At 73.6% G+C, this 14,542-nt stretch carries 14 protein-coding genes; 5 read left to right on the plus strand and 9 right to left on the minus strand.

The annotated features are described in order from the left end of the window. Positions 1-192 precede the first annotated feature (192 nt). From NV263_RS23995 to NV263_RS24005, 3 genes are read left to right on the plus strand one after another with little or no spacing between them, the layout of a single operon-like run. Positions 193-1,203 (plus strand): AAA family ATPase, encoded by a 1,011-nt coding sequence (locus tag NV263_RS23995; protein ID WP_263248877.1) that lies wholly within the window; start codon positions 193-195, stop codon positions 1,201-1,203. Positions 1,204-1,205: 2 nt separating this feature from the next. After that, on the plus strand, positions 1,206-2,456 hold the full coding sequence (locus NV263_RS24000) for a DUF58 domain-containing protein (RefSeq protein ID WP_263248878.1): 1,251 nt from the start codon (positions 1,206-1,208) through the stop codon (positions 2,454-2,456). Next, positions 2,453-4,711, plus strand: a complete 2,259-nt coding sequence (locus tag NV263_RS24005; protein ID WP_263248879.1) for a transglutaminase TgpA family protein — start codon at positions 2,453-2,455, stop codon at positions 4,709-4,711. The genes NV263_RS24000 and NV263_RS24005 overlap by 4 nt, the downstream gene beginning before the upstream one ends. A gap of 88 nt (positions 4,712-4,799) precedes the next feature. Here the strand turns inward: NV263_RS24005 and NV263_RS24010 are convergent, their stop codons facing one another. Both NV263_RS24010 and NV263_RS24015 read right to left on the minus strand, forming a co-directional pair. Continuing rightward, positions 4,800-5,204, minus strand: a complete 405-nt coding sequence (locus NV263_RS24010) for a DUF3040 domain-containing protein (RefSeq protein WP_263248880.1) — start codon at positions 5,202-5,204, stop codon at positions 4,800-4,802. 167 nt (positions 5,205-5,371) lie between these two features. Continuing rightward, positions 5,372-6,112 (minus strand): class I SAM-dependent methyltransferase, encoded by a 741-nt coding sequence (locus NV263_RS24015; protein ID WP_263248881.1) that lies wholly within the window; start codon positions 6,110-6,112, stop codon positions 5,372-5,374. Between the two features lie 106 nt (positions 6,113-6,218). Between NV263_RS24015 and NV263_RS24020 the strand changes: the two genes are divergently transcribed. Both NV263_RS24020 and NV263_RS24025 read left to right on the plus strand, forming a co-directional pair. Next, positions 6,219-7,052 carry a ParA family protein gene (locus tag NV263_RS24020; protein ID WP_263248882.1) on the plus strand — a complete coding sequence of 278 codons (834 nt, stop codon included), beginning with the start codon at positions 6,219-6,221 and terminating at the stop codon, positions 7,050-7,052. Between the two features lie 13 nt (positions 7,053-7,065). Then, positions 7,066-7,845, plus strand: coding sequence for a DNA-formamidopyrimidine glycosylase family protein (locus tag NV263_RS24025; RefSeq protein WP_263254340.1), 780 nt, complete (start codon positions 7,066-7,068; stop codon positions 7,843-7,845). On the opposite strand, the gene NV263_RS24030 is transcribed toward NV263_RS24025, so the two are convergent. The 7 genes from NV263_RS24030 to rimO all read right to left on the minus strand — a co-directional run bounded on the left by NV263_RS24030 (position 7,818) and on the right by rimO (position 14,457). Beyond that, positions 7,818-9,110 (minus strand): uracil-xanthine permease family protein, encoded by a 1,293-nt coding sequence (locus NV263_RS24030; RefSeq protein ID WP_263248883.1) that lies wholly within the window; start codon positions 9,108-9,110, stop codon positions 7,818-7,820. The genes NV263_RS24025 and NV263_RS24030 overlap by 28 nt on opposite strands. A 159-nt stretch (positions 9,111-9,269) precedes the next feature. Next, complete coding sequence (gene pspM, locus NV263_RS24035; RefSeq protein WP_263248884.1) at positions 9,270-10,085, minus strand: phage shock envelope stress response protein PspM; 816 nt, start codon at positions 10,083-10,085, stop codon at positions 9,270-9,272. 11 nt (positions 10,086-10,096) lie between these two features. After that, a complete protein-coding gene (locus NV263_RS24040) occupies positions 10,097-10,933 on the minus strand; it encodes a PspA/IM30 family protein (protein ID WP_263248885.1) in 837 nt (278 codons plus the stop codon). 311 nt (positions 10,934-11,244) lie between these two features. Next, positions 11,245-11,715, minus strand: coding sequence for a helix-turn-helix domain-containing protein (locus NV263_RS24045; protein WP_263248886.1), 471 nt, complete (start codon positions 11,713-11,715; stop codon positions 11,245-11,247). A 164-nt stretch (positions 11,716-11,879) separates the two neighbouring features. Next, positions 11,880-12,386: a CinA family protein gene (locus NV263_RS24050; protein WP_263248887.1), complete on the minus strand. Its 507-nt coding sequence runs from the start codon at positions 12,384-12,386 to the stop codon at positions 11,880-11,882. Further along, on the minus strand, positions 12,383-12,997 hold the full coding sequence (gene pgsA, locus NV263_RS24055; protein WP_263248888.1) for a CDP-diacylglycerol--glycerol-3-phosphate 3-phosphatidyltransferase: 615 nt from the start codon (positions 12,995-12,997) through the stop codon (positions 12,383-12,385). Before pgsA ends, NV263_RS24050 begins: the two co-directional genes overlap by 4 nt. Continuing rightward, the gene (gene rimO, locus NV263_RS24060) at positions 12,994-14,457 is read right to left on the minus strand and encodes a 30S ribosomal protein S12 methylthiotransferase RimO (protein WP_263248889.1); all 1,464 of its coding nucleotides are present in this window, start codon (positions 14,455-14,457) and stop codon (positions 12,994-12,996) included. Before rimO ends, pgsA begins: the two co-directional genes overlap by 4 nt. Between the last annotated feature and the right edge of the window lie 85 nt (positions 14,458-14,542).

Consider the following 14,542-nt stretch of genomic DNA (forward strand, 5'->3'; position numbering starts at 1 on the left):
CACTGCACGGGCACGCTATTGCAGGCGAGACGACTGTCGTTCAGGGGTGAGGCGCATGTGCCCGGCGTGCGACCACCCCGCGCCGACGCCGACCGCGTCGCCGCCGCGGGCGGCCGGGTTCCGGGCCGGTTCGGGCGGGGGTCTCCCGCGAAGGCACCGGGTGCGGGTGACCCGCAGGATTCTGGAGGTGGCGTGACGCCCAAGGTTCAGCTCCCGTCGACCGGCAGCGCCGCCGAACCCGGCATCGAGGCGCTGCACGACACCGCCCAGCGCATCGCGGACAACGTGGAGCAGGTGCTGGTCGGCAAACCGGAGGTGGTGCGCATCGCGCTGGTCACCATGCTGGCCGAGGGGCACCTGCTGGTGGAGGACGTGCCCGGCGTCGGCAAGACCTCGCTGGCCAAGGCGCTGGCCCGGTCGATCGACTGCACGGTCAGCCGCATCCAGTTCACCCCGGACCTGCTGCCCAGCGACATCACCGGCGTCTCCGTCTACAACCGCCAGTCCGAGAACTTCGAGTTCCGCCCCGGCCCGGTGTTCGCCAACGTCGTCGTCGGCGACGAGATCAACCGCGCCTCGCCCAAGACCCAGTCCGCGCTGCTGGAGTGCATGGAGGAGGGCCAGGTCACCGTCGACGGCGAGACCTACTCGCTGACCACCCCGTTCATGGTCATCGCCACCCAGAACCCGATCGAGATGGAAGGCACCTACGCGCTGCCGGAGGCGCAGCGCGACCGGTTCACCGCCCGGGTGTCGATCGGTTACCCGGACGCCAAGGCGGAACTGGCGATGGTCGACGAGCACGCCGGGCACGACCCGCTGGGCGACCTGCGCCCGGTCGCCGACGGCGACCAGGTGCGGCAGCTGCTGCGCGCGGTGCGCGGGGTGCACCTGTCCACCGACCTCCGCCGGTACGTGATCGAGCTGGTCACCGCGACCCGCAAGCTCCCCGAACTGCGGCTGGGCGCGTCGCCCCGCTCGACGCTGCAACTGGTGCGCACCGCCCGGGCCCAGGCCGCGCTCGAAGGCCGCGACTTCGTCGTCCCCGACGACGTGCGGGCGGTCGCCGTCCCGGTGCTGGCGCACCGGCTGGTGCTGACCAGCGAGGCGCGCGCCGCCCGGCGCACCGCCTCGGACCTGGTCCGGCAGGTGCTGTCCAGAGTTCCGGTGCCGCGCGGCGACACCGACGGCGAGCGACGGTAGTCGTGCTCTCCGGCCTGACCATCCGCGGACGCTGCCTGCTGGCGGCGGGCGTGGCCGCCGGAGTGTGCTCGCTCGTCCTCGACGAACGGGATCTGCTGCGCGTCGCGGTGTTCGTGGTCGCGCTCCCGCTGCTGGCACTGCTGCTGGCCGGCCGGGCCCGGTTCGGTCTCGGCGCCCGCCGCGAGGTGGCGCCCACCCGCGTCCCGGTCGGCTCCGAAGCCCAGGTCCGGTTGCACCTCACGGGTTCCGGGCGGCTGCCGATCGGCGGGCTGGTGCTGGAGGACGGCGCCCCGCACGCGCTCGGTGGCCGCCCCCGGTTCCGGTTGAACGCGGTGCCGCGCCGCGGCGGGGCGGTCCTGACCTACGAGGTGACGCCCGCGCTGCGCGGCATCCACCACATCGGACCACTGCGCACCCGGATCGGCGACCCGTTCGGCCTGTCGGAGTTCGAGCGGGAGCTGGCCGACCGCACCCGGCTCGTGGCGGTGCCGAAGGTGCACCGGCTGTCCGGGCTGCCCGCCGGTTCCGGGCTCGGCACCGGTGAGGACGGCTCCACCCGGCTGCGCGCGGGGCACGGCGAGGACGACGTGATGGTGCGCCAGTACCGGCACGGCGACGACATCCGCCGGGTGCACTGGAAGTCGACCGCGCGGCGCGACGAACTGATGGTCCGGGTCGAGGAACGCCCGTGGCACGGCGGCGTCACGGTGCTGCTGGACCGCCGCTCGGCGGCGCACCGCGGCAGCGGCGCCCGGTCCAGCCTGGAGTGGGCGGTGTCCGCGGTGGCCAGCGTCTGCGTGCACCTGCACCGCAACGGGCAGCAGGTCCGGCTGGTCACCGAGGACGGCCAGCTGCTGGCGGGCGGTTCCGGTCCCGACGCCGGGCGCGACGACGAGGTGGTGCTCGACGCGCTCGCGGCGGTGCGCTCGTCCGCCCAGCGGGACCTGGTGTGCAGCGGTGATCCGGGCGAAGGCCACGAGCTGATCGCGGTGCTCGGCGAGACCACCACGGCGGCGGTCGACGAACTCACCCGGCTCCGTCCACAGGGGACGCGGAGCCTCGCGGTGCTGCTGGACGTGCGGGCCTGGAACGGCGAGTCGGCTTCCGGGGGCTTCGACCCGAAGCGCACCGCGCGGCGGTTGCGCGGCGCCGGCTGGTCGGTAGTCGTCGCCGACGGTCCGCGCGCGTCGCTCCCGGAGCTGTGGCGCGGGCTGTGCAGCGAGCGCACCGACTCGGAGGCGGCGGCGTCATGAGCGGCACGACCCTCTGGCGCACCGTCGACACCTCGCTGGTGTCCACGGCTGCGGGCGCAGTCGCGGTGCTGTGCGCGGCGACCGCGTTCGCCGGGGTGTTCTCCGACGCCCGGTGGGTGCTGCCCGCCCTGGTGTCGGTCGTGTCGGTCGCCGTGGTCGGCGCGCTCGGGCGCCGGTTCCTGCGCCGGGCAGTGCTGGTGGTCCCCGCCCAGCTCGCGGTCCTGCTCGTGGTCCTGACGACGTTGTTCAGCGGCAGCGCGGTCCTGGGCGTGCTCCCCGGCCCGGCGGCGGTCGACGAACTGGGAACGCTGCTGGTCCGCGCGGTGGACATCGTGCGCACCGGGGTTCCGCCGGTCGCGGCGGAACCGGCCTTGCAGTGCCTGGTGAGCCTCGGGCTGGGGCTGGTCGCGGTCGTCGTCGACGCCATCGTGCTCGGTTTCGCGGCCCCGGCGGTGTCCGGCCTGGTCCTGCTGTGCGTGTTCGCGGTGCCCGCGTCGCTGGACGGCGCCCTGCTGCCGTGGTGGAGCTTCACGCTCGGCGTGCTCGGCTTCGCCCTGCTGCTGGCGACCGGCGGTCAACACCGCGGGTGGCGCAGGTGGGAGGACCGCGAGCGCGTCGCGCACACCCTGTTCGGCCCGACGACGACCGCGGTCGCCGCCTCGGCCACCGCGATCGCCCTGGTCGTGGGCGTCACCGCGACCGGCGTCGGCACCCAGGGCAGGCTGCCCGGCTCGGGACCCGACGGCCTCGGCGGCACCGACGGCATCGGCCTGCAACCGTTCACCTCGCTGCGCGGCCAGCTCAACCGCGGCCGGGTGGTCGAGCTGTTCCGCGTCCGCGGCCTGCCGCACGGCGCCTACCTGCGCGCGATGACGTTGCGCAAGTTCGACCCCCAGCGCGGCTGGCAGCTCGACGGGCTCACCCAGGGCGTCCCGGCCGACCGCCCCCTGCCGCTGCCGGAGGGCACCACGATCGGCGGCGGGGAACCGGCCCGGGTGGAGATCCAGCCGATCGGATACCGGGACCCGTGGCTGCCGGTCTTCGGCAACCCGACCGAGGTGTCCGGCATGGGACCGGACTGGCGCTACGACCCGGCCGCCGGGATCGTGTTCACCCAGACCAACCAGGAGAGCCGCCCCTACACCGAGCGCCTGGTCCTGCCCTCCCCCAGCCCGCACGACCTGCGCAACGCGCACGGCCCGGAGGCCATCGCCCCCGCCTACCTCGACACCGCGGGGATTTCGCCGCAGGTCACCGCCCTCGCCCGGCGCATCACCGCGGGCGCGCGCACCGACTTCGACAAGGCGGTGGCGCTGAACCGCTTCTTCACCGACCCGGCCAACGGCTTCCACTACGACCTGCGCACCGCCCCGGCCACCGGCAGCGACGCCCTCAGCGACTTCCTGTTCCACGGTCGGCGCGGCTTCTGCGAGCAGTTCGCCTCGTCGATGGCGGTCATGCTGCGCGCGGCCGGCATCCCGTCCCGGGTGGCGATCGGCTTCACCGCCGGCTCCCGCGACGGCGACGAACGGGTCATCACCACCGAAGACGCGCACGCCTGGGTGGAGGCGTACTTCCCGGGCTGGGGCTGGCAGACCTTCGACCCGACCCCGCTGGACGACGGTCGCACCTCGCTGCCCCCGTTCCTGGGCTCCGAGCTGCACCCGGCGCAACCGGCCCCGCAGCCGACGCCCGGCGGGACGCCGACGCCGCCGACCGTCCAGCCGCAGCCGGACCACCCGAGCACCGACGACCACGGCGGCGCCGTCCCCTCGCCCGCGCCGGGACGCGGCGCCGACTCCGGCGGAGTCGGCCCCTGGCCGACGGCCGTCGGCCTGCTGGCGGTGCTGCTCGCCCTGCTCGCCTCCCCCGCCGCGGTGCGCGAAGCCCGCCGCAGGCGCCGCCTGCACGCCGTCGCCGAAGGCGACGCGGGCGCGGCGAGCATCGCGTGGCTGGAGGTCCTGGACGAGTTCCGCGACCGCGGCGCCGCACCGGCCCCGACGGACACCGCGCGGATGGTGGCCGACGGCCTGATCGACGACCACGCGCTCGACGAGTCCGGCGCGGAGGCGCTGCGCAGCCTCGTGACGGCGGTCGAACGCGAGTGGTACGCCCCGACCTCACCGCAGGCCGACGACACGCTGGCGAACACCCTCGACGAGGTCCGCGACAGCCTGGCCCGCAGCGCGCCGCTGCCCTGGCGGGACCGGCTGTTCCCCCGCTCGGTGTTCCGCCTGGCCCCGGCCCGCGCCTGACCCGCCGCGACGGCAGGGACCTCGCCCCGGACACACGAGATCGCCACCGGTCTCCGCGGAACGGGACAGGTGGCGATCGAGAAAACCGCTACTGCTCGAAGCGCTTGCGGAAGCGCTCCTCCATGCGCTGGGCGAAGGAGCTGCGGGTGCGACCGGGACCGCCCCGGCGTCCGGTTCCACCGCGGTCGGGAGCCGACTCCCCGTCCGCCCCGCCGCCGCGCAGCGCGGACAGGGCGAGCACCGCTCCGGCGAACATCACGAGGAAGCCGACCACGCTCACCACCGGGATATCGGCCGGTTTGACCGGTATCACCAGGCCGAGGACCAGCATGGCCAGCCCCAGCACGAAAACGGCCGCTCCTTGGAGCCGCCGACGCCTGGAGGGGCGGTGCAGTCGTCCTCCGCGCACGGTGGAGGCGAATTTGGGGTCCTCGGCGTAGAGCGCGCGCTCGATCTGGTCGAGCAGTCGCTGCTCGTGCTCGGAGAGTGGCATGGCTCCTCCTCCGGCACAGGTCTCTCAGTGGCGCCGGAGACCGCGGAAGGCGGCCTGCCTCCGCTGGTGGCCCGGCGAACGCTTGGGGGCGTCCCCTTCGAGGATACGGTTCCGGACACGCGAGGACTACCCGGTCCCCGAACCGGACCTGTGCGAGGTTGCCGACATCATCCCCTCGGGGCAGCGACCCGTCCGACGGCGTGCAGCCGGGTCGCGATGTCGCGCAGCGGCGGCTGCCCGGCCACCTCGCGTTCGAGCTCGGCCATGGCTTCGGCCGCGCCGGGATTGCTGTCGAGCACCGAACCGGGCACCAGGTCGCTGAGCACGGCCTGCCCCTGGACGATCTCGACGGTCAGTCCGGCGTCGGTGAGCACGCGGCGCAGCCCGTCGGTGTCGAACCGGCGTTGCAAGGTCTCGCCACCGCCCTCCAACCGACCGTCCGGGGCCTGGAACAGCCGCAGCGCCTCGGTCACCCGCCCGGCCAGCGCGCGGGCGAGCACTGCGGCGTAGCGGTTGGCGACCAGCACCGAGACCGCACCGCCGGGCGCGGCGGCGGCGACCATGGCGCGCACCGCGGCGTCGACGTCGTCGACGACCTCCAGGAGGCCGTGCGCCAGCACCAGGTCGGCGCCGCCCTCCGGGCGGAACGCCGCCAGCGCGTCGGTGTCGCCCTGCAACGGCGTGACGCGGTCGGCGACGCCGGCGTCCTCGGCGCGGCGCTGCAACGTCGCGAGCGCGTTCGGACTGGGGTCGACGACCGTCACCGAGCATCCGGCGGACGCCAGCGGCACCGCCCACACGCCGCTGCCGCCGCCGACGTCGAGCACCCGGGGCGGGCGGCCGCCCCGCCGGCTCCGGACATCGGCGAGTTCGCTTTCCAGCACCCGGTTGACGGCGTCGGATCTCATGGTGAGCAGCGTAATGCCGGGTCGCGGAGCCGCTTCACGGGCGTGCGGATCACCATCTGCCAAACAGCGGCTCGTGCACCGCCGCCGGTTCCGTAGGCTACGACCCGTGCAGACGGTGGCAGTGCTGAGTCTCAAGGGTGGCGTGGGCAAGACGACCGTGGTGCTCGGTCTCGCCTCGGCGGCCATGCGCCGCGGGGTGCGCACGCTCGTCGTCGACCTCGATCCGCAGTGCAACGCGACCGCGTGCCTGGAGCCGGAGCGGACCGGCAAGGGGATCAGCGACGTGCTCGCCGATCCCCGTCCGGACGTGGTGCGCGCGGCGATCACCGGCAGCGCGTGGGGTGACGAGGTCGACGTCCTGGTCGGGTCCGAGGACGCCGAGAGCCACAACGGCAACCACCCGGAACGCACCCTGACCCGCCTCACCGAGGCACTGTCCGAACTGGACGATCTGATCGCCGACGGCGAACTGCCGTACCAGCTGGTGCTGTTGGACTGCCCGCCGTCGCTGGGACGACTCACCCGGTCCGCGCTGGTGGCCGCCGACCGGGCGCTGCTGGTCACCGAACCGACGATCTTCGCCGTGTCCGGCGTGCAGCGCGCCTTCGAGGCGGTGCAGACCGAGCGGGAGTCGAACAACCCGCGGCTGCAGCCGCTCGGCGTGATCGTCAACCGGGTCCGGCCGCGCTCGCACGAGCACCAGTTCCGCATCGAGGAGTTGCGGGAGATCTTCGGACCGCTGGTCATGCCGGTGGCGTTGCCCGACCGGCTGGCCGTGCAGCAGGCGCAGGGCGCCTGCCTGCCGATCCACCAGTGGGGAACCCCCGGCGCGCGGGAGGTCGCGCTCGCGTTCAACCTGGTGCTCGCCCGCACGCTGCGCGCCGGCCGGTCCCGCCCGTTCGACGAGGACGACGAGGACGAGCCGGACGACTCGGAATGAGGGGGTGCGCACCCTGCCCGAGGGCGACACCGTCTTCCTGACCTGCCACCGCCTGCACGAGGCGCTGGCCGGGCACCGGCTCGTCCGCGGCGAGCTGCGCCACCCACGTCTGTCCACACTGGACCTCGCGGGCAGGTCGGTGCGCGAGGTCCGCCCGGCGGGCAAGCACCTGCTGATCCGGTTCGACGACGGCCACACGCTGCACAACCACCTGCGCATGGACGGCGCCTGGCACCTGTACGGCCCGGCGGGGAGGTGGCGCCGACCGGCCCACCAGGTGCGGGCGGTCCTCGCCACCGAACGGCAGGTCGCGGTCGGCTTCAACCTGCACGACCTGCGCTGGCTGCCGACGGCCGAGGAGCCGCGCGTGATCGGCCACCTGGGTCCGGACCTGCTGGCGGCGGACTGGGACGACGACCACGAGGCGGAGGCGGTGCGGCGCCTGACCGCCGACCCGGACCGGGAACTGGGGCTCGCGCTGCTCGACCAGTCCGTCGTCGCCGGTCTCGGCAACATCTACCAGACCGAGGTGTGCTTCCTCATCGGACGGTCACCGCGGACCCGCGTCGCCGACGTCGACGCCCACCGCGTCGTCCGCCTCGGCCGGGAGCTGTTGCTGCGCAACGCCTGGCACCCGGAGCAGTCCACGACGAAGAGCCTGCGCCCGGGAACCCGGCACTGGGTCTACGGGCGCCGCACCTGCCTGCGCTGCGGCGGACCGGTGCACCGCGCGACGCAGGGCCGCGACCCCGGCTCCCGCGTCAGCTACCACTGCCCGCGCTGCCAGCCCTGACGCCGGGAGCGGACGTCGGCGAGGCGCCGCAGCATCGGGTAGAGCAGGACGATCCCGACCGATCCCCAGACCACTCCGGTCACCCGCAGGTCGCCGACGGACAGCGTCAGGTCCCCGACGCCGGCGATGATCGCCGTCCCGAGCACCGCCAGGTTCACCGGATCAGCGAAGTCCACTCCGGACCCGAGCCAGATCCGCACGCCGACCAGCGCCAACAACCCGAACAGCACGAGCGTCGCGCCGCCGAGCACGCCGAGCGGAACAGTGTTGATCAGCGCGGTCAACTTCGGCGAGAACGACAGGACCACCGCCGCCAACGCGGCGACCGCGCACGCCGCGGTCGAGTACACGCGCGTCGCGGCCATGGCACCGATGTTGGCGGCGTTGCTGGACAGCGCCGCCCCACCAGCCGACCCGGACATGGCGGTGGCCAGGCCGCCGCCGATCAGCGCGTCCCCGACGTGCGGGTCGAGGTTGCGACCGCTCATCGCGGCGACCGCCTTGACGTGCCCGACCTGTTCGGCGACCAGCACGATCGCCAGCGGCAGCACGTACGGCATCACCGACAGGTGCACCTGGGGCGCCACGAGTTCCGGGAGTCCGAGCCACGGCGCGTCCCGCAGGGCAGCCACCCGGGTGGGGTCGAGTTGTCCGGACACCGCGGCGCAGCCCCAACCGACGAGCACGCCGACCAGCACGGCCAGCCGAGCGGGCATCCCGCGGCTGACCACGGTGAGCAGCACGACGGTCCCGAGCGTCACCGCCGCCGGGACCGGTTGCGCGTCGAACGAGGACACCGACTGCGGCGCGAGGCTCAATCCGATCATGAGCACGATCGCCCCGGTCACGACCGGCGGCATCGCGGCCTCCAGCAGCCGGACCCCCAGCGCCTTGACCGCCACCCCGACGCTGACCACGACCAGGCCGACGACCATGATCCCGCCGAGCAGCGCGGCCGGCCCCGCACCGGCCTTGTGCGCGGCGACGCCCAGCGGCACCACGAAGGACACCGACGCGCCCAGGTAGCTGGGCACCCGGTTGCGGGTGAGCAGCAGGAACAGCAGCGTCCCCACGCCCGACAGCAGCAGTGTCGTGGTGGCGGGAAATCCGGTCAGCAGTGGCACGAGCACGGTGGTGCCGAACATCGCCAGCAGGTGCTGCACGCCGAAACCGATCGTCAGCGGCCAGCTCAACCGCTCCTCGGAGGCGACGATGGCACCGCCGCCCGGCGACCGACCGTCGCCGTGCACGGTCCACGACGCCACATCGTCCTCCCCCGAACTGCCGACCGGGCGCGAACAGCGCCCACGGCGTGCAGTGACCGAACGAAGATTACACTTTCGCATCACACGATCAAGCCACCGCCGCACCCGGATCGCGGGAGTCCGCGTCGACCAGCGGTGATGCCCGCGCGGGCGTGTCGCTCAGGGCCGCGGTTCGCCGCCGAACAGTTCGCGGAGCCCGGCCGCGAGTCCGGCCAGCCGATCGGTCGCGTCCTGGAGCAGGTGCGCCTGCTCGGTGCTGCCGCTGGCGGCCACCGCCCGTCCGGCCGCCGCGACCAGTCGCCCGTAGCCCTCGACGCCCTCGTCGAGTTCCGCGCGCAGCCGGTCCGCGTCCGCATGCAGCTCGGCCCGCTCCGCGGCCGGCGCGTGCGGCGCCGCCTCCTCGACGGCCACCAGCCGGTCGGCGCCCCGCCGCAGCTCGACCGCCGCGGAGTCCGCGGTGCGCCGCGCATCGGCCGCGGCCTCACCGGCTCCGGCGCTGGTCAGCTGGACCAACGCCCGGTGCAGGCTCTGCTCGGCGTCGCGCAGCCGCCGCATCGGTTCGCGGGCTCGCGAGTCCTGCGGCGGCAGCTCCACCGGCTGCGGCGGCGCTTCGGGCAGCGGCGCCTTCCTGAGCTTCCAGTACCTGGTGCCGGCACCGACCGCACCGACACCCGCGGCCACGGCGATGCCACCGAGCCCGAAGGTGGCGAATTCCTGGACGCCGTGCGCCCAGCTGCCCCACATCTCCCACAGCCCGGGCGCGGTCGCCGACGTGTAGGCGCCCGCACCGAACACCCCGGCGGTCACGGCGCTGCCGGTCGCGGCGCGCTTGGCCCGTCTGCGCTGCCTCAGCAGCCGGGCCCGCGGATCCCGCCACCGCGCGAGCGTGCGGCGCACCTCGGTGAGGACCGGACCGCGCAATTGTTCCAGCGCGGCCTCGCCCCACTGCGCGAGTTCGTTGCGCCGCGACCGCACGTCGGACTCGTTCAGGCTTGACCGGCTTGCGGGTTCTGCTGCTTCTGCTGCGTCGCCGGGTCAGCGGCTTCCTGGCCGCTGGTGACCTGCTGCTGTTGCCCGCCGGTCACCTGCTGCTGGTCGGAGCCGGATCCCATCGAGGCGCGCAGCTGGGCGAGTCGGCTGGCGCCCGCGGCGTCGATGGACGCCTGCTGGACCTCCATCATCCGGCCCTGCACGCTGTTCTGCGCCAACTCCGCCTCACCGAGGGCCGTGCTGTAGCGGCGCTCGATCTTGTCCCGGACCTCCTCCAGCGAGGGGGTGTTGCCGGGCGCGGCGATCTCGGTCATCTGCCGCAGCGACGAGGAGACCTGCTCCTGCATCTTGGCCTGCTCCAGCTGGCTGAGCAGCTTGGTGCGCTCGGCGATCTTCTGCTGCAACACCTGGGCGTTGCGCTCGACCGCCTGCTTGGCCTGCTCGGCGGCCTGCAACGACTGGTCGTGCAGCGTCTTGAGGTCCTCCACGCCCTGCTCGGCGCTGACCAGCTGGCTGGCCAGCTGCTGGGCGGTCTCCTCGTACTTCTGCGCCTTGGTCTCGTCGCCCTCGGCACGCGCCTGGTCGGCCATCACGAGCGCCTGCTTGGCCGACGATTGCAGCTTCTCGACCTCGCCGAGCTGGCGGTTGAGCTTCATCTCCAGCTGGCGCTGGTTGCCGATGACCGAAGCAGCCTGCTGGGAGAGAGCCTGGTGCTGCCGCTGGGCCTCCTCGATGGCCTGCTGGATCTGCACCTTCGGGTCGGCGTGCTCGTCGACCTTCGACGAGAACGACGCCATCAGGTACTTCCAGAACTTCACGAACGGATTGGCCATCTCCTCCGCCTGCCTTCTCTTCGCTGCTCAGCTGCCCCGGACACGGTCCGCCACGGGCACACCCACTGGTCCCATCGTGTCAGGTCGCCGTGTCGGCTTCCACCAAGCCGGGGAGATCCGCGGGTTCCCCGCGCGAACCGAACCGCAAAAACCCGACGACCCGGACCACCAGGGTACGGTTCGTCCGGGTCGTCGGTTTCACAAGGTCAACAGCGACTAGCGCGTGTTTTATCAGCGGCGGCAGCCGCTTTCTCTTTCGGTGAATGGTCTCGCAACCGGCACCGCCACGCAAAGCACTTCCGAAACACTCCCTAGGCGGCCACCACGACTCCACCCGGCTTGTGCACCGGAGCGCTGATGCGCTGGCTGAGCACCGGCTGGAGGCGGGAGTTCTCGGCGCAGGCGCGCGGGTCGGCGTCCGCCGCGGCCTCGGCCAACTCGGACTCGGCGAGGTCGGCCTCGGACAGCTGCCCGCCGAGCAGGCTCGGCACCAGACCGCCGTCGATCTCCTCAGCGGTCGACTGGTCCACGACCTCCGGCGCGACCATCGTGTCGTCGAGGTCGCCGGCCACGGTAACCAGCAGCTCGGGCAACGGGAGTTCCAGGGCGTCGCAGATCGAGGCGAGCAGTTCGCTCGACGCCTCCTTGCGGCCCCGCTCGACCTCGGACAGGTAACCGAGGCTCACCCGGGCAGCGCGCGAAACGTCCCGCAGGGTGCGAGACTGGGCGGTCCGGGCGCGGCGCAGCCGTTCACCGACCGCCTCCCGCAACAATACGGTCATCGCGCGCCTCCCTTCCTGAGTCGGCCAGCGCGTGCGCGACGCGTGAACGCCCCCTACGTTACTCATCCTCCGGGCCGAACGAGAACGATCGGCCGCAAGTCCGCCAAGGGCGAACGTCGCCAACCGAGTCGCCGTGACGCCGCGGCGCCGGGTTTGCGCAGCGTTCACGCCTCGGAGGGACAACGAAGCAGCCCGGCGAACTGTTCCAGTGCCACCCGAACGGCCGCAGCCCGCACTGCGTGGCGGTCGCCCTCGACCCGCGCGGTGTGCACCGTAACGCCTCCGGGACCGGCGAAGCCGAGGTGGACCGTGCCCGGCGCGACCCCGTCCTGCGGATCGGGTCCGGCGACGCCGGTGAGCCCGATCCCCCAGTCCGCGCCGCACCGCCGCCGCGCTCCGGCGGCGAGCTCCCGCGCCACGTCGGGGTGCACCGCGCCGTGCTCGGCGAGCAGCGCCCGGTCGACGCCGGCCAGCTCCGCCTTGAGGTCGGTGGCGTACACCACCAGACCGCCGCGCACGACGTCGCTCGCCCCGGCCACGTCGGTCAGCGCCGCCGACACGAGCCCGGCGGTCAGCGACTCGGCGGTGGCGACGGTGCGACCCTGCCCGCGCAGGAAGTCCAGCAGCCCGGCGACGTGCGCCCGCTCCAGCCCGAGGGCCTCGACGATCACGCCGTCGCCCGCTTGCCGACGGCCCGCAGCCGCAGCGCCCGCACCACGTAGTCGAGGCCGGTCAGCACGGTGGCGAGCACGGCCGCGCCCATGACGGTCCAGCGCACCACCTCGCCCGCGTCGCCGAGCGGCAACAGGTAGCAGCCGATCGCGATGGCCTGCAGCAGGGTCTTGATCTTGCCGCCGCGGCTGGCCGGGATGACGCCGTGCCGGATCACCCAGAACCGCAGCCCGGTCACCGCGGCCTCCCGGCCCACGATGATCCAGGTGACCCACCAGCTCAGATCGCCGAGCAGGCTGAGCCCCACCAGCGCGGCACCGGTCAGCGCCTTGTCCGCGATCGGGTCGGCGACCTTGCCGAAGTCGGTGACCAGCCCGCGCCTCCGGGCCAGGTCGCCGTCGATGCGATCGGTGATGGACGCCAGCGCGAACACGCCGGTCGCGACCCACCGCCACACCACGTCGTGCCCGCCGGCCCAGAACAGCGCCACCAGGAACACCGGCACGAGAGCCAGCCGGGACACCGTCAGCACGTTGGCGATGTTGAGCACCGGCACCGGCCCGGGCTCGGTGCGCCCCGGCTGGTTCACTGCCGCGTTCTCGGCCGTCATGGCTGCTCCCCGGACCGGTCTTGTGCGGGCGTGCCGGCGACCGGGCGCACGACGAGGTCCACGCCCTCGCTGTCGACCACCCGGCAGCGCAGCACCTCGCCCACGCCGACCTCCCCAGGATCGACGACGAGGCATTCGCCGTCCACCTCCGGTCCCTGGTGCTCGGCGCGGCCGGCGCACTCGCCGTCGGCGACGCGCTCGACCAGCACCCGGACCTCGCTGCCGATCCGGTCCTCGGCGCGCTGCGCGACGAGCTCGTCGGCGAGCTGGGAGACCTGCTCGACGCGCTCGGCGACGGTGTCCTGGTCGATCTTGCCGTCGAACCCGGCGGCCTCGGTGCCCTCCTCGTCCGAGTAGCCGAACACGCCGACGGCGTCCAGCCGCGCCCGGGTCAGGAACTCCTGCAGCTCGGCGAAGTCCTCCTCGGTCTCGCCGGGGAACCCGACGATGACGTTGCTGCGGATGCCCGCCTCGGGGGCCAGCTCGCGGATCCGGTCGATCAGCTCCAGGAACGACTCGGTGGAGCCGAACCGGCGCATCCGCCGCAGCACGGTCTCGCTGGCGTGCTGGAACGACATGTCGAAGTAGGGCGCCACGCCCGGCGTGGTCGCGATGGCCCGCACCAGCCCGGGACGGGTCTCGGCGGGCTGCAGGTAGGACACGCGCACGCGGTCGACGCCGTCGAGGGCGGCCAGCCGCGGCAGCAGGGTCTCCAGCGCCCGCGGGTCGGCGAGGTCCTTGCCGTAGGAGGTGGAGTTCTCGCTGACCAGGAACAGCTCCCGCGCGCCCTCGCGGGCCAGCCAGGCGGCCTCGCCGAGGACCTCCTCCGGCGGCCGGGACAGGAACGAGCCGCGGAACGACGGGATCGCGCAGAACGAGCACCGCCGGTCGCACCCGGAGGCCAGCTTCAGCGCGGCGACGGGCGAGTCGTCCAGCCTGCGCCGCGCCACCGAGCGCGTCGCGGGCAGCCAACCGTGCCCGGGCACGGACACGCCCGCGGACTCGGCCGCGGCGGGCCGGGCGACCGGCGTGATCGGCAGCATCTTCCGCCGGTCCCGCGGCTGGTGCGCCTGCACGGCGCGACCGGCGACCACGTCGTCGAGCCGTTCGGCGAGGTCGGCGTAGTGGTCGAAGCCGAGGACGGCGTCGGCTTCGGGCAGGTGCTCGGCGAGCTCGGCGCCGTAGCGCTCGGCCATGCAGCCGACCGCGACGACCTTCGCGCCGGTGTCGGCGGCGGCCAGCAGGGTGTCCACCGAGTCCTTCTTCGCGGACTCCACGAAGCCGCAGGTGTTGACCACGACGACGTCGGCGTCCTCGGGCTCGCCGAGGTCCCACCCCTGCTGGTGCAGCGTCCCGGCCAGCTCCTCGGAGTCGACTTCGTTGCGCGCGCAACCGAGCGTGACCATGGCGACCCGGCGCCCGGACTGTCCCGCAGTGGCCTGATTCCGCTCGCTTGCCATGCGACGAGCGTAACGTCACGGGTGATCCGCACTGCGCACGAGCCTGGTTCGGCGAACGGCCGGGGGTGGTCGAGATAACGGCCGC

The sequence above is a fragment of the Saccharopolyspora rosea genome (assembly GCF_025643595.1).
In the GTDB taxonomy this organism is placed as follows: Bacteria; Actinomycetota; Actinomycetes; order Mycobacteriales; family Pseudonocardiaceae; genus Saccharopolyspora; species Saccharopolyspora rosea.

Bases quoted from the DNA above. Each gene is read 5' to 3' on its own strand.
- pgsA (WP_263248888.1), bottom strand. From the start codon at position 12,997: ATGACGGCCGAGAACGCGGCAGTGAACCAGCCGGGGCGCACCGAGCCC.
- NV263_RS24045 (WP_263248886.1), bottom strand. From the start codon at position 11,715: ATGACCGTATTGTTGCGGGAGGCGGTCGGTGAACGGCTGCGCCGCGCC.
- NV263_RS24040 (WP_263248885.1), bottom strand. From the start codon at position 10,933: ATGGCCAATCCGTTCGTGAAGTTCTGGAAGTACCTGATGGCGTCGTTC.
- NV263_RS24015 (WP_263248881.1), bottom strand. From the start codon at position 6,112: ATGAGATCCGACGCCGTCAACCGGGTGCTGGAAAGCGAACTCGCCGAT.
- NV263_RS24005 (WP_263248879.1), top strand. From the start codon at position 2,453: ATGAGCGGCACGACCCTCTGGCGCACCGTCGACACCTCGCTGGTGTCC.
- NV263_RS24010 (WP_263248880.1), bottom strand. From the start codon at position 5,204: ATGCCACTCTCCGAGCACGAGCAGCGACTGCTCGACCAGATCGAGCGC.
- rimO (WP_263248889.1), bottom strand. From the start codon at position 14,457: ATGGCAAGCGAGCGGAATCAGGCCACTGCGGGACAGTCCGGGCGCCGG.